The organism is Acidisoma sp. L85 (assembly GCF_009765865.1).
Classification (GTDB): domain Bacteria; phylum Pseudomonadota; class Alphaproteobacteria; order Acetobacterales; family Acetobacteraceae; genus Acidisoma.
The window spans coordinates 207,165-221,829 of the sequence record NZ_LMUQ01000026.1; the positions used below are offsets into that span (position 1 = coordinate 207,165).

At 63.9% G+C, this 14,665-nt stretch carries 13 protein-coding genes; 2 read left to right on the forward strand and 11 right to left on the reverse strand.

Going from position 1 to position 14,665, the window contains the following annotated elements; all coding sequences use genetic code 11:
- Positions 1–75: 75 nt before the first annotated feature.
- From GSQ83_RS06905 to GSQ83_RS06945, 9 genes are all read right to left on the reverse strand, one after another.
- Positions 76–1,035 (reverse strand): ABC transporter substrate-binding protein, encoded by a 960-nt coding sequence (locus GSQ83_RS06905; protein WP_158802145.1) that lies wholly within the window; start codon positions 1,033–1,035, stop codon positions 76–78.
- A 49-nt stretch (positions 1,036–1,084) separates the two neighbouring features.
- On the reverse strand, positions 1,085–2,089 hold the full coding sequence (locus tag GSQ83_RS06910) for an ABC transporter permease subunit (protein ID WP_158802146.1): 1,005 nt from the start codon (positions 2,087–2,089) through the stop codon (positions 1,085–1,087).
- Between the two features lie 42 nt (positions 2,090–2,131).
- Positions 2,132–3,709 (reverse strand): sugar ABC transporter ATP-binding protein, encoded by a 1,578-nt coding sequence (locus GSQ83_RS06915; RefSeq protein WP_158802147.1) that lies wholly within the window; start codon positions 3,707–3,709, stop codon positions 2,132–2,134.
- A gap of 108 nt (positions 3,710–3,817) precedes the next feature.
- Positions 3,818–5,311, reverse strand: coding sequence for a CoA-acylating methylmalonate-semialdehyde dehydrogenase (locus GSQ83_RS06920; RefSeq protein WP_158802148.1), 1,494 nt, complete (start codon positions 5,309–5,311; stop codon positions 3,818–3,820).
- A gap of 28 nt (positions 5,312–5,339) precedes the next feature.
- Positions 5,340–6,137, reverse strand: a complete 798-nt coding sequence (gene iolB, locus GSQ83_RS06925) for a 5-deoxy-glucuronate isomerase (protein ID WP_174246635.1) — start codon at positions 6,135–6,137, stop codon at positions 5,340–5,342.
- Positions 6,137–7,021 carry a myo-inosose-2 dehydratase gene (gene iolE, locus GSQ83_RS06930; RefSeq protein WP_158802150.1) on the reverse strand — a complete coding sequence of 295 codons (885 nt, stop codon included), beginning with the start codon at positions 7,019–7,021 and terminating at the stop codon, positions 6,137–6,139. Before iolE ends, iolB begins: the two co-directional genes overlap by 1 nt.
- A gap of 43 nt (positions 7,022–7,064) precedes the next feature.
- Positions 7,065–8,936: a 3D-(3,5/4)-trihydroxycyclohexane-1,2-dione acylhydrolase (decyclizing) gene (iolD, locus tag GSQ83_RS06935; protein ID WP_158802151.1), complete on the reverse strand. Its 1,872-nt coding sequence runs from the start codon at positions 8,934–8,936 to the stop codon at positions 7,065–7,067.
- 27 nt (positions 8,937–8,963) lie between these two features.
- A complete protein-coding gene (iolC, locus tag GSQ83_RS06940; protein ID WP_158802152.1) occupies positions 8,964–10,877 on the reverse strand; it encodes a 5-dehydro-2-deoxygluconokinase in 1,914 nt (637 codons plus the stop codon).
- A gap of 90 nt (positions 10,878–10,967) precedes the next feature.
- A complete protein-coding gene (locus GSQ83_RS06945) occupies positions 10,968–11,900 on the reverse strand; it encodes a MurR/RpiR family transcriptional regulator (RefSeq protein WP_158802153.1) in 933 nt (310 codons plus the stop codon).
- Positions 11,901–12,109: 209 nt separating this feature from the next.
- Between GSQ83_RS06945 and iolG the strand changes: the two genes are divergently transcribed.
- Positions 12,110–13,105, forward strand: a complete 996-nt coding sequence (gene iolG / locus GSQ83_RS06950; protein ID WP_254065534.1) for an inositol 2-dehydrogenase — start codon at positions 12,110–12,112, stop codon at positions 13,103–13,105.
- A gap of 213 nt (positions 13,106–13,318) precedes the next feature.
- Here iolG and GSQ83_RS06955 read toward each other — a convergent pair whose 3' ends face one another.
- A complete protein-coding gene (locus tag GSQ83_RS06955; RefSeq protein ID WP_158802154.1) occupies positions 13,319–13,657 on the reverse strand; it encodes a DUF1491 family protein in 339 nt (112 codons plus the stop codon).
- A 99-nt stretch (positions 13,658–13,756) separates the two neighbouring features.
- On the opposite strand from GSQ83_RS06955, the gene GSQ83_RS06960 reads away from it, so the two are divergent.
- Positions 13,757–13,951 (forward strand): hypothetical protein, encoded by a 195-nt coding sequence (locus GSQ83_RS06960; protein ID WP_254065535.1) that lies wholly within the window; start codon positions 13,757–13,759, stop codon positions 13,949–13,951.
- A 4-nt stretch (positions 13,952–13,955) separates the two neighbouring features.
- Here GSQ83_RS06960 and GSQ83_RS06965 read toward each other — a convergent pair whose 3' ends face one another.
- Complete coding sequence (locus tag GSQ83_RS06965; RefSeq protein ID WP_158802156.1) at positions 13,956–14,624, reverse strand: DsbA family oxidoreductase; 669 nt, start codon at positions 14,622–14,624, stop codon at positions 13,956–13,958.
- Between the last annotated feature and the right edge of the window lie 41 nt (positions 14,625–14,665).

The window sequence follows — 14,665 nt, forward strand, 5'->3', positions numbered from 1 at the left end:
ACGATCCTTTCCCCGACAAAGAAAAGCCCGCGCCGAGGATCGACGCGGGCTTGTAGCGGTCCTGGTCCGGCGCGCTTACTTCGCGGCGGTCGGATCCCAGCCCTTGTAGCTTGCAACGTTATCCGCGGTGATCAGTGTCGGCGCGAGCAGGATGACGTTGTTCGCGGGCTTCTTGCCGCCGACGATGCCAACGGCAATCTCATAGGCCTGAGCGGCCATGCCGTAGGGGTCCTGCGCGGCAGAAGCCTTGATCATCCCGTCCTTATTCGCGATCTCGCCCACGATATCCGGGGCTCCATCGACTGACGTGATGAAAAGGTCCTTACGGTTCTGCTGTTTCGCGGCGAGGCTGAAACCGATCGCCGTCGGGTCGTTGATCGCGAAGACCGCATCGATTTGAGGGTAGCGGGTCAACATGCTCTGTCCCACCGCGAAACCGCCATCGCGCGAGGCCTGGCCGTTCTGGTTATCGGACAGGATTTTGATGTCCGGCGCTGTGGCGAGCGCCTGATGGCAGCCCTTCACGCGATCGACGATGGACGAGACCTGCGGGCCATTGATGATGATGACATTGCCCTTCTTACCCGGCAGATGATCGACGATGTACTGGCAAGCAATCTCGCCCGCCTTGACGTTGTCGGTCATGACCGTGATGTCGGCACCGGTCGCCGCGACGTCGAACCCGGCGATGACGATGCCGGCGGCCTGAGCCTTCTTCACCGCGGGCAGGATCGCCACCGGGTCGACGGCATTCAGCATGATGATGCTGTCACCGGCCGCGATGAAGTTGTCGATCTGGGTGAACTGCTTGTTGAGATCGTAATCCGACGATACCGCGGTGAGATGCGCGTCCGGCGTGATCTCCTTGGCTTTCGCCTGGATGCCCTTATCGGTCGCGGCGAAATAGGGGTTGCCGAGCGAACCGACGGTGATGCCGACATTCTTGATGTCAGCCGCGAAAGACGGGCTGGCGAGACCCACCGCGAGCGCGGCGCCGAGGGCGAGGCGGGAGAGACCCGAACGGGTAAGCTGCATTATCTGTCCTCCGAATGGCGTTGATGGGGCCCGGATCGTTCCGGGCCGGTCAGGTGCGGCCGTTATGGTCCAGCCGATAGCGATCGAGTGTCACGGCACCGATAATGACGAGACCCTTCACGATGAACTGCCAAATATCCGAGACACCGGAAAGCACAAGCCCATTCGTGAGGATCGCGATAATTAATGCGCCGATCAGTGTGCCCCAGATCGATCCGATGCCACCGGTGAAGCTTGTGCCACCCAAAATGACGGCGGCGATGGCGTCCAATTCGTAGCTCTGCCCAAGCTGCAACCCATTCGCGGCATAGAGGCGTGCGGCGGACATGACGCCGCCGAGCCCGGCAAGGAAACCCGAGGTCGCGTAGACGAAGATGAGGATGACACCGACCTTGATGCCGGTCAGCCGCGCCGCGTCCGGATTGCCGCCGACCGCGTAAATGCGAGTGCCGAGCACGGTTCGCCGCAGGATGAACCAGGACAGCACCACCACAATCAGCGCGATGATGACGAGCCAGGACACGCCGAAAAGCGTGCCATTGCCGATGAAGGCAAAAGGCAGGTTCGCGTTGAAGATCGTGGTGTCGCTGCCCATCAGCCGCGCCATCCCGCGCACCGCCGTCAGCGAACCCAAGGTCACGATGAAGGGCGGCAGGCGAACCAGCGCGATAAGCAGGCCATTGATGAGACCAAACCCCAGGCCGACCGCGAGCCCTGCGACGATGCCCAGCATGCCGAGGCCATGGATCTTGGAGACCAGCAAAGCGCCCATCGCGGAAGCGGCGAGGATCGAGCCGACCGAAAGGTCGATACCGGCGGTGAGGATGACAAAAGTCATGCCGGCCGCGAGAACCGTATTGATCGCGGCCTGCTGCAGGACGATCGAGATATTGGTGAGCGAGGCGAATCGCCCATTCTCGATGGCGAAGCCGATGCAAAGCAGGATCAGGACCGGCAGCATCCCGGCGTACTGGAACATCGCCCGCATGCGCTGCGCATGCGTGACCGTTTCGCGACTTTTTCCCGCGATCGGATCGCCCGCTACTTCAGACATTTCTCGGCCCTCTCATGCTGAAGGATTTATTCTTCGGGGTCATCACGCCGCGTGAGCCGCCGCGAGATCCGTGGCGAGCGCCATCACGGCTTCCTGAGTGATGGGCGCACCGGCATGCGCCTCGACCTCGCCCACCAGATGGCCGTCCCGCATGACGACGACGCGATCGGAGACACCGATGACTTCCGGCAACTCGCTGGAGATCACGACGACCGCCGCGCCGCCGCGTGCCAGATCGTCGATGATACGGTAAATTTCTGATTTGGCGCCGACATCGACGCCGCGCGTCGGCTCATCGAGGATAAGCACCTTCGGCTTGCTTTCGAGCAGGCGCGACAACAGCACTTTCTGCTGATTGCCGCCCGAGAGGCTGCCGACATTAATCTCGGCGTTAGGCGCGCGCACCCCTAGTTTCTGGATGGCCGCCGCCGCCCGGCGGCGCGCGGCCGCAAGGTTGAGCACGCCGCCGGTCAGGGAGTCTTCGCCGATGACGTTGATATTGAGGTTGCCGCTGATGCTCATATCGAGAAACAGCCCGAGCACCTTGCGATCTTCGGTGAGATACACAATCCCCGCGTCGATCGCGTCGCGCGGATTGGAGATGTGCTTCTCCTGACCCTCGATGAAGACCTGACCACGGGTTTTCGGGTCGGCGCCATAGATCAGCCGCGCCAGCTCTGTGCGGCCGGAGCCAACGAGACCGGCGATACCCAGCACCTCCCCTTCCCGCACCACAAAGGAACAGCCGTGGACGCGGCTGACATCGGCCATGTCCCGCACCTCGAAAACGGTTTTGCGGTGCCCTTCCTCCGGCGGCCGATGCTCTTTCTTGTAGAAGGAAGATTCGTCGCGTCCCACCATCATGCGCACCAGCGTCGGGGCATTCAGTTCCGCACGCATGAGCGTCCCGACCATGCCGCCGTCGCGCAATACGCTGACGCGGTCGGAGAGTTCGTAAACCTCGCCCATCCGGTGGCTGATATAGATGATCGCGATCCCCTCGGACCGAAGCTGCCGGATGATCGCGAAAAGCTTATCCGCCTCGCGGGCCGAAAGGCAGGTCGTCGGCTCGTCCATCACCAGGATATGCGGATGGCCTGCCAGCGCCCGCGCAATCTCGACGAGCTGGCGTTCGGCGATCGACAGGCTGATGACCTTGGCGGAAGGCGAGAACGGCGCCGACAGACGCTCCAGGAAAGGCCGGGCGGCGGCGTTCATGGCGGCGCGGTCGATCATGCCGCCACGGCGCATTTCCTCGCCCAGAAACATATTCTCGGCGACGGTGAGATTCGGGGCGAGCGCCAATTCCTGGTAGATCACCGCAATGCCGGAGCGGCGGCCGGCCTGGGGGCTGCCGATTTGCAAAGGCTTACCGTCGATCCTGATCTCGCCGCCCGGATCGGCATGATAGGCGCCGGAGAGGATTTTCATGAGGGTCGATTTGCCGGCGCCATTCTCCCCCATCAGGGCGTGAATTTCACCAGCGTAGGCCGTGAGGGAAACGTTCGTCAGAGCGCGGACGGAGCCAAAGGTTTTGCTGATTCCACGCATTTCAAGCGCGGTCGACTTCGGTTTGGCGTCAAGCGCTGGCGCGCTTGCGACCGTCTCGTTCGGCTCCATAAACCCTCCCGTTTCCGCGCGGTTTGAGCCGCATCTGCAATTTTAGAGGTTTCGCGCCGGGAACACTCTTGTCAAGCGCTCCCGGCACGGCAGCCCCGCAATAATCCGTCAGGCGAGCGTTGGCATCACGAAGTCCGCCCCGGCGCGGATACCGGCCGGCCAGCGCGAGGTCACCGCCTTGTATTTGGTGAAGAACCGCACGCCCTCCGGCCCGTGCATGTGGTGGTCCCCGAAGAGCGAGCGCTTCCAGCCGCCGAAGCTGTGATAGGCCATCGGCACCGGGATTGGCACGTTGATGCCCACCATGCCGGCCTGGACCTGGTGCATATAGGCGCGGGCAGAATCGCCATCCCGGGTGAAGATGGAGGTGCCGTTGCCGAATTCATGCTCATTGACGAGCTTGATGGCCGAGGTGAAGTCATCGGCGCGCACGACCGCGAGTACCGGACCGAAGATCTCCTCCTTGTAGATCTTCATCTCGGGCGTCACGTCGTCGAACAGCGTGCCGCCGATGAAATTGCCGTTCTCGTAGCCCTGCAGCTTCAGGCCGCGGCCATCCACCACGAGCTTCGCGCCCTCCGCCACACCGGCATCGATATAGCCGGTGACTTTGTCGAGATGCACCTTGGTGACGAGCGGACCCATTTCGGCTGTGCTATCCGTGCCCGGCCCGATTTTCAGGGCGCGCACGCGCGGCGCCATGGTCTCAATCAGCTTGTCGCCAATTCCTCCGACTGCGACGGCCACGGAAATCGCCATGCAGCGCTCGCCCGCCGAGCCATAGGCCGCACCCATCAGCGCATCGACGGTCTTGTCGAGATCGCAATCCGGCATGATGACGGCGTGGTTCTTCGCACCACCCAGCGCCTGCACGCGCTTACCGTTCTTGACGCCGGTGTGGTAGATATATTCCGCGATCGGCGTGGAGCCCACGAAGCTGACCGCCTGGATGCCTTTGTGCTCCAGGATCGCATCCACGACTTCCTTGTCGCCGTGGACCACACCTAACACGCCATCCGGCAGCCCCGCCTGCTTGAGCAGATCAGCGAGCAGCAACGAGGCGCTGGGATCGCGCTCCGAGGGTTTGAGGATGAAGCAATTGCCACAAGCAATTGCCATCGGCAGCATCCACAAAGGCACCATCACGGGAAAATTGAATGGCGTGATGCCCGCACAAACGCCGAGCGGCTGGCGCAGCGAGAAAGCGTCGATGTCGCGTCCGGCCTGTTCGGTGAAATCACCCTTCAGCAGCTCCGGAGCGGCGGTCGCGTATTCCACCACCTCCATGCCGCGCGTGACTTCGCCCAGCGCATCGGAGAGCACCTTGCCGTGCTCTTCGGTGATGATGGCGGCGAGCTTCTTCGCGTTCTGCTCGATGAGGTCGCGAAAACGGAACATGACGCGAGCGCGCATCAGCGGGGTCGTCGCGGCCCATTTTGGGAAGGCGGCGGCCGCCGCACGCACCGCGGCATCGACATCGTCACGCGTGCCGAGAACGACTTCGCGCGCGACCGAACCATCCGCCGGCTGGTAGACCTTCGCCCGTCGCGCGGAAGCGCCGGAAGTCAGCTTGCCCCCGATATAGTGCTGAACAGTATCCACTTTCGACTCCTCGCGCGCGATGCGCTGCTTACCAGGTCAGGAATGCGTGGTCGGGCGACATCGTGAAGCGCCACTCGCGCACCGGTCCCGCCATCACATTGAGATAGAAAAGATCAAAACCGTGCGGCGCGCCGACTGGGTGGTAGCCTTTCGGCACCAGCACGACATCACGGTCGCTGACCGCCATCGTCTCGTCCAGTGATCGGTCGTCTGTATAGACGCGCTGTAGCGCGAAGCCTGAGCCGCGCTTGAGGCGGTGATAGTAGGTTTCCTCAAGATAGGTCTCGCGCGGCGGATCGTTCACGTCATGCTTGTGCGGTGGGTAGCTCGACCAATTGCCGCCGGGGGTGACGACTTCCACCACGAGCAGAGATTCGGCGATGCCGGTATCCGGCAGGATGTTTCGCACATAGCGGGTATTGGTGCCCTTGCCGCGCGTTTCCTGCCCCACCTCGTCCGGTGTGATGACACGGGCGGGCAGCTTGCCTTCGGCGGGGGAGGAACAGACGCCGATTTCGGCGGCGGTCTCGGCGGTCACAGTCCAGCGGGAATGCGCGGGGATATAGACGGACCAGCCGATGCCATCGAAAACCGACTCGCGTTCGCCGAGCATGCCGAAATCCTCCGCGCCCGCTTCGATGCGGGCGCGGCCCGAAAGGATAACGAGGCAGACTTCGGTGCCGCCGGTCTCGCGCGTCACGCGCTGGCCGGGTTTTAGTTCGAGCGCGGCGAAACCGACATAATCCCAGCCGGCGCTAGCGGGCGTGATGTCGTGGATATAGCCGTCGCCATCGGGTGCGTTCGGATGGAGCAGAAGCTTCGACATCACATCAGCCCCGTCTGTGTCAGCACTGTCTTGAGATAGGCATAGCCCTTCGTCGTATAGACGAGCGGATTGGCCTTCTTCGGATCCTGCTCGGCCTCCAGCACGACCCAGCCGGAATAGCCTGGGAGACTTCGGAAGATCGCCGCGAAGTCGATCGTGCCGTCGCCGGGCACGGTGTAGACGCCGTTGAGGACACTTTTGAGAAAACTCCTGTCCTCGGCATCGCTTTGCGCGCGTACGGCGGGACGAATATCCTTGGTGTGGACGTGGCTGATACGATCGCGATAGCGGGCCGCGAGCGCCGCCGGATCGGCGCCGCCCCAGGCCGCATGGCCGGTATCGAGCAGCAGATCGATCGACGGTCCTGTATGAGCCATGAAGGCATGGATATCGTCATCGCTCTGCACGACGCTGCCCATGTGGTGGTGGTAGACAATGCGGATGCCCTCGGTCAGCAGCCGGTCACCCACGGCGGTCATCCGCGCGCCGAAAACCTTCCACTCATCGCCTTTGAGATGCGGGCGGCGTGACAGAGGCGTCTCGATTTCGCCCTGGATAGTGTTGGAAGTTTCGCAAACCACCATGACCGTGCTGCCCATCGCCTTGAGCAAAGCGAGGTGCTTGCCCATGGCGGCGAACTCCGCATTGGCATCACGCGTGAGCAGCTTGGCGGAGTGCCAGCCGGAGATGCAGGCGAGATCATAAGGCGCCAGCGCGGCCTTCAGCGCGTCTGGGGTACGGGGGAATTTCTTGCCCAACTCGAGGCCCTCGAAGCCGACCTGGTGCGCTTCGCTGAGAATCGTCTCGAGCGTCGTGTCGCCGCCGAGCTCGACCATGTCGTCATTGGACCAGCAGATGGGATTGGCCCCGATGCGGATGGTCATGGTGCGGCAGTTTCCTTCGCGATGCGGGCGCCCCAGCCCATCGTCAATTGCCGATGAACTGGTGCTCGATGGCGGCTTCGTATTTTTCGCGTGCGGCGCGGACCTCGCTGCGGACGGAGACTTCCGGCACCGAGACATCCCACCAATAGCCACCGGCATCCGTGCTGATGAGCGGATCCGTGTCGATGACCACGGCATAAGTCCGTGTGCTTGCGCGTGCGCGTTCCAGCGCTGGGCCAAGTGCCGCGAGGTTCGCGACTTTCTCCGTCACTGCGCCGAGGCTGCGCGCATGCATCGCGAAATCAACTTCCGGCAGCACCTCATGCACAGCGTCCCGCAGGAGATTGTTGAATGGCGCCCCGCCGGTCGCGCGTTGCAGGCGATTGATGCAGCCGTAGCCTCGGTTGTCGAGGATCACGAGGGTTATCTTGTGGCCCAGCATAACGGAGGTCGCGATCTCGGAATTCAGCATGAGGTAGGAGCCGTCGCCCACCATCACGATGACCTCGCGCTCGGGCTCGGCCATTTTCACGCCGAGGCCAGCGGCGATTTCGTAGCCCATGCAGGAGAAGCCGTATTCCATGTGATAGCCGCCCGGCTTGCTCGCCAGCCACAGCTTGTGCAGCTCGCCCGGCAACCCGCCGGCGGCACAGACGATGACGTCATCCGCCTGCGTCTGCCGCTGGACCGCGCCAACTACTTGAGCGTCGGAGGGTAGCTCGTTGCTCTCCGCGACCGGTGCCGCCGTGTAGTCGGCGGCTTCGACGGTCCAGCTCGCCTTGTTCTCCGCCGCGCGACCCGCCCAAGCTTTGGGTGCGCGCCAGTCGCCCAGCGCCGCCGCAAGTTCCGACAACCCGGCGCGCGCATCGGCGAGCAGCGGCTGAGCATTGTGCTTGCCGGCGTCGAAAGCCTGCGTGTTTAGGCCAATGATGCGACGACCGTCCCCCTGGAAAAGCGCCCAGGATCCGGTGGTGAAATCCTGTAGCCGCGAGCCGATCGCGAGGACGACATCCGCCTCCGCCGCCAGCGTATTGGCGGCGCCCGTGCCGGTCACGCCAATTGCGCCGAGATTCATAGGATGCGTGCTGGGCAGCGAGGATTTGCCGGCCTGCGTCTCACCGACTGGAATGCCGTAGCTCTGCGCGAAATCGGCCAGCTCGCGCTCGGCTTCCGAATAGAGCACGCCGCCGCCGCAGACGATGAAGGGGCGTTTCGCGCCGAGCAACATCTGCACGGCCTCGCCCAATTCATGGACATCGGGCCGCGGACGGCGCGGCACCCAGAGTTTGTCCTCGAACATATGCGCGGGGAAATCATAAGCCTCGGCCTGCACATCCTGGCAGAGGCCGAGCGTCACCGGACCGCATTCCGCCGGATCGGTGAGAACCTGCATGGCGCGCGCAAAGGCTGGGATGATCTGCTCGGGGCGCGTGATGCGATCGAAATAACGCGAGACCGGGCGGAAGGCGTCGTTCGCGCTGATCGTGCCGTCGCTCCAATCCTCGACTTGCTGCAAGACCGGATCTGGGCGGCGGGTGGCGAAGATATCGCCCGGTAACAGAAGCAGCGGCAGGCGATTGACATGGGCGAGTGCAGCGGCCGTGACGAGGTTGAGCGCGCCGGGCCCGATCGATGTTGTGCAGGCCATCACCCGGCGGCGGCGCAGCGCCTTGGTATAGGCAATGGCGGCATGGGCCATCGCCTGTTCGTTATGCGCGCGATAGGTCGGAAGCCGTTCGCGAATGCCATGCAGCGCCTCGCCCATGCCGGCGACATTGCCATGGCCGAAGATCGCCCAGACGCCGCCGAAGAACGGCACGGTCGACGTTTTGCCATCCGGCGTCTCGATGATCGTCTTCTGCGCCGCCATGGCGCGCACCAGGGCCTGCGCCATGGTCAACCGGATTTTGTTCATGCCCGTTCCCCCCATTGCGTCCACGGCTCAGGCCGCTTCCGCTCGCCGCGCCTGCCCCCAGGCCTCGACGAGGCGGGAGAACCTTTCGGCCATCTGGTCCACAGCTTGCGCGTCCGTGATGCGGCCCGCCAGCCATGCGCGTGCAGGCTCGATATGTATCGTGCGACCGACCGCGAAACCCTTCACCAGCGGCACACCGGCACAGGCGCGGAAAGCCTCGACCAAATCCTCGATCGGCGCTTCTAGCCCCAGCACCATGACGCCGCGGCAGTATTCGTCGTTGCGGGAAATGGCCTGGCTGATGGCGTCCCAGGCCTTGGCGCTTTTTTGCGGCTCCAGCTTCCACCAGTCGGGCTTGATGCCGATGTCGTAGATGCGCTGGATCACCGTCGAGATGGTGTCGTCGGTCAGCGCGCCGTGTTTGCCGGCGATGATCTCGATGAGCAGGTCGCGGCCGAGGCTGCGGCAGGCGTCATAGACGCGCTGCAACTCCCGCTCCTGCCGCAGCTTCAACTCCTCTGGGTCATCTGTGTGGTAGAAGCAGAGGCATTTGATGACCTGCGCGGTCGGCCACTCGATGAGATGGGTGCCTAGGCTGCCGCCATATTCGAAGTCGAGCGGACGGGATCCGGTGAGTTCCACGGGGCGTGCGACCCAGAGCTTGTGGTCGGCGGCGCGGAACAGGGCCTCGCGCCCGTAGCGGCCATCGATGAACATGCCGAAGCCGGGGCGGCCGTCGGCGACGCGGGCGGCGGCCTGCACGGCCAGCACCTTGAAGTCATCGATCTTCGCGAAGGGCGCGCCGACTTCCTTGGCGACAGCCTCGAGCTGGACACGGTGATCGATCGCGAGCGCCATGATGCCCGGCGGGCTGGCGGGCCGGGTGGTGGCCCAATGGACATGGTTGAGCGCCGCGTCATGGCGCAGGGCGCGATGCGGGCTGCCATTGGCGAGGAAGGTTTTCAGTTCGGCGAAAGTCGGGATTTCGGGTGAGCAAAGGAGGCGCGAAACGGCGAAGGCGCCGCAAGCATTGGCGTAAGCGCAGCAGGTCTCCAGCGCCTCATCCTTGAGCCAGCCGCGCAGGAAGCCGGACATGAAGGCATCGCCCGCGCCGAGCACGTTATAGACTTCGACCGGGAAGCCGGGGCCGCGCACGCCATCCTCGATATCGTCAGGGATCGCACCGGGGAAAACGACGCAGCCCATCGGGCCGCGCTTGCAGACGATGACGGCGGAAGAGAGCGCGCGGATATTGCGGATGGTCTGCAACGTATCCTCGGACCCGCCAGCGACATGCAGCTCCTCCTCCGTGCCGACGATGAGGTCACATTGGGCGAGAACCGGCGCCAGATGGGCGGTCACCTCGTCCGAACGGATGTAGCGGCTTTCGCCGGCGTCATGGCCGGCGAGGCCCCAGAGGTTGGGGCGATAATCGACATCGAAAATGACTTTGCGGCCGTTCGCCGTGGCGATGCGGATCGCCTTGTTCTGCGCGGCGGCGACGCCGGGGCGGGAGAAATGGGTGCCGGTGACGACGACAGCGGCGGCCGAGGCGATGAAGGCCTCGTCGATGTCGTCCTCGCATAGAGCCATGTCGGCGCAGTCATCTCGGTAGAAGATGAGCGGAAAGGTGTGGCTGTCGCGTACGCCGAGAATGACCAGCGCCGAGAGGCGCGCCTTGTCGGTGACGACGCCGGCGGTCTCCACGCCCTCGCGCGCCAGTTGCTCCAGGATGAAGCGGCCGACCTGTTCATCTCCGACACGGGTAATGAGAGCGGAACGCAGGCCGAGACGCGCGGTGCCGATGGCGATATTCGACGGGCAGCCGCCAACGGCTTTGGTGAAACTGCCCATATCCTCAAGCCGACCGCCGATCTGCTGGCCATAGAGGTCGAGCGAACTGCGGCCGATCGCGATCAGATCCAGGCTTGGGGCTGGCATCGATTTACGTCCTCCCGAATTCATTGGGCCGACCCCTCAGGATCAGCCGAGCACACTAAAATCAGTATTCCAAATCGAAGTCAATATGGTTCATTCATTCCTTTTAGTTTGATCCGAAGAATCTTGAGCCGAACCGGTCGCCGAGCGGCGGCTGACCAAAGCGACGGCCAGGGTCGTTGCTAAAGCGAAGGTCGCCGCGAGGGAGCGGAAGCCGGCGTAATCAGATTCGGCAACCTCCAGCCAGACAGATGCGGTCTGGACAAGCGGTGAAAAGGGGGAATCAGTGATGCCGATCACCGGCACGCCGCGATCGAAGGCAGCGCGCGTGATCGACAAGGTTTCGCTCGCGTAGGGCGTGAAGCTCACCGCCAGCAGCGCGTCCTCCGGATCGATGAGATCGACCTGGCGGCCGCCTAGCCCACCAAGCTGGTCGATCAGATCGCAGCGCGCCCCGAGCTTCTGCAACGCATAGGTGAGGTAGATCGCGACAGGGAAGGCGCGCCGCACACCGACGATATGGATAGTCCGCGCCGCCGCTAAGACCACGACGGCCTGCTCCAGCGCGACGAGGTCAACGCTTTGACGGAAACTGATTGTCGAGTTGCAGGAGGCTTCGACCAGCCCATCCAGCAATGCGGCTACGTCCCCGCTTATCGCGCCCCCCTGCAGCGCTTCGAGACGGGTATTGTAGTCGGGCCAGCGGTCGCGGGCATGGGATTGGAAGACGAGCTGGAGATCGGAGAAGCCGGAATAGCCGAGCGCCTGGGCGAAGCGGATCATCGTCGAGGGCTGTACCCCCGCCTGCCTCGCGAGTTCGGCGACGCGGCCGAAGGCGATCTCCGACGGATGTTGGAGCGCGAATTCGGCGACCTGGATCAACCGCTTGGGCAGCCCGTCCCGTCGTTCCAGGATCAGCGCGCGCAGGGTTCGGAAATCGCGCGGGGTCTCGGCGGGTGGCGCGGCGACATGCGCCACTTCGTCCGTTTCCCCCGCGCCAGCGAAATCATGTCCTACGTCCTGCATGGGCGTCATCTCCCGTTGACATCCCATAGCGTGAATGGAATACGACTTCCAGAATTAGATCGAAGAAAAAGAAACGCTCCAATCTAAGCGGCGCGTGAGGGAAGGATCGCCTGCCGACTCAGCGCTCCGGCGCCCTGCCCTCTTTGGCCGTTGCCGACATCTCGCACGCCGACCCGAACACTCACACGCCCTCGCCACACGAAAGAAAAATGATGATCCGTTTCTCCGTTCTCGGCTGTGGCCGCATCGGAACCATGCATGCGCGCAACCTCGCGCGGCATCCGCAGGCCCGCCTCACCTCAGTCTTCGACGTGGTGACCGCCGCCGCCGATCGCATGGCGGCGGAACTCGGAGTGAAGGCAGCCGCCTCCATCGAGGAAGTTCTGCGGGATACGGAGGTCGATGCCGTTCTCATCGCGACCAGCACGGACACGCATGTCGAGTTCATCACGGCCGCCGCCCGGGCCGGGAAGGCGATCCTTTGCGAAAAGCCGATCGCGCTCGACATGGCGAAGGTCGAGCAGTGCTGGAACGACATTCGCGATCTCAACGCCACGGTAATGATCGGCTTCAACCGTCGCTTCGACCCGTCCTTCCGCGCGGCGCACGACCGGATGGCCGCTGGCGAGATCGGCAAGCTTGAGCAACTCGTCATCACCAGCCGCGATCCGGCGCCGCCGCCGATCGCCTATATCAATGTCTCGGGCGGGTTGTTTCGCGACATGACAATCCACGACTTCGACATCGCACGCTACTTCGCGGGCGAGATCGCAGAGGTGCAGGCTTTCGGTGCCAATCTGGTCGACCCGGCCATCGCGGCGGCGGGCGATATCGACGCGGCGATGGTGACGATGCGGGCGACTTCCGGCGCGCTCATCCACATCAACAACAGCCGCCGCTGCGCTTATGGTTACGACCAGCGGCTCGAGGTTTTCGGCGAGAAGGGCATGCTGCTCGCCGGCAACAAGACGGCAACGACGGTCACGGCTTTTTCGGCGGAGCGCACCGGAGCGGGCGATGTGGTGCTGCCGTTCTTCATCGAGCGCTACGCTGATGCATACGCCAATGAGGTCGCGCATTTCGTCGACAGCATCGCGGCGAAGCAGACGCCGCTTACGAGTTTCCGCGATGGCGCGGAGGCGTTGCGGCTAGCGAATGCGGCGCTGGAGAGTTTGAAGACGGGCCGGGCTGTGAAGCTGGGGTGAACTAAACGCGCTGACGGCTTTTCCCCTCCCGTGCACGGAGGGGGTAGTGCGTCATGATTCGATCCCCGAGCCGTCACCCAACGATTCGTCATGGCATGCGAAGGCATGCCATCCACGCCTTGCCTTTGTGAAGCGAGAAAAGGCGTGGATGCTCGGCCTTCGCCGAACATGACGTGGTACGATGAGCATGGTCCTGACCAAAGTCATCGCATTCTAAATAACTTTGCCCTCGAACGGCGGCAGCAGATCCGGGGCATCGAATTCGACTACCCAGAGGTCCGGATCGATGCGGATCTGGCGCGCCACATAGGCATCGGCCGTTGCGTCGTCCACCGGCGCGGCGCCGGTGCCGCGCATCCAGGCGAGCGCTCCGCCATCCGTCCGGGTCTGCGACAACACGGAGACGCCGCCCTCGCGGTCGCGCAACACCGCCAGCACGCCGCCGGCATCCGCGTCGCCCCGGCGCAGCACCATGCCGGGCCGGCCGCCGATATCGGCGAGGCGTAGCGCCGCCTGCACCCAGATGCCGGCCTTGACCCGCGCCTCAGACATGCCGGCGTGGCTTCCTCGTAACCAAAAGCCCCTCTCGACACCCGCGCGGCCGCCTGCCAGATGAGCGCGACGGGCGGGAGATGCGGCATGCAGCGCAAAATGAGCGAATCACAGAAGGCCTATGAGACGAAGCGGGCGCAGAAAGCCGGCATGTCGCTGGATAAGTGGCTGCAATCCAAGGAGCGGGAGCGCCTGGAAGCCACCGCCCAGCGCAAGCCGCCGCCACCGCCGAAGCCGCCCGGCCTGCTGCGCCGCCTGGTCGATCGCGCCCACAAGCCGCTGAAGAAGACATAGGCAGTCAGTCCTCGGTCATATCGAGCGCCGCGACATTGAGGAGGCGGTCCAACACCTCCTCCTCCTGCGCGCCGGCGATGGCGTGGCGGCGGCCGAGAACGAAACAGGGCGCGCCGTTGATGCCGAGGCGATGGGCGCGAAGATTGTCACCATGCACCTGGTCCGTGCCGTCCCCCGAGGAGAGGTAGTCACGCACCTCGCGCCGGTCGAGCCCGCATTGCATCGCGACGCGGACGAGCACCTCGGCGGACCCGATATCCAGACCATCCGTGAAATAGGCCGTGAAAATAGCATCCGCGACGATCTCGGCGCGGCCGAAGCCGCTGGCATAGCCGACCAGCCGATGGGCATCGACACTGCTCGGTGACCGCTTGATCTGGTCGAAGCGGAAGAGAATATCCTCACCCCGGCCGAGCTGCGTGATGGAGTTGAACAGGCGCCGCGCCCGGTCCTCCGCACCGAATTTCCGCGTGAGGTAATCGACGCGCGACATCCCGCCGCGCGGCATATCCGGATTGAGCAGAAACGGACGCCATTTAATACTGGTGGCGTATTCCGGCCTCCGCCGCAGGGCGCGCATGAGGCGCCGCGTGCCGATGAAGCACCAGGGGCAAATCAGGTCATAGATGACCTCGATCGAGAGCGGTGCCCGCGCATAGGCCGGCATATTCATCCGACGTGTCCTTTTCCTCCAGCGCCCTTATAGCCTTCTCG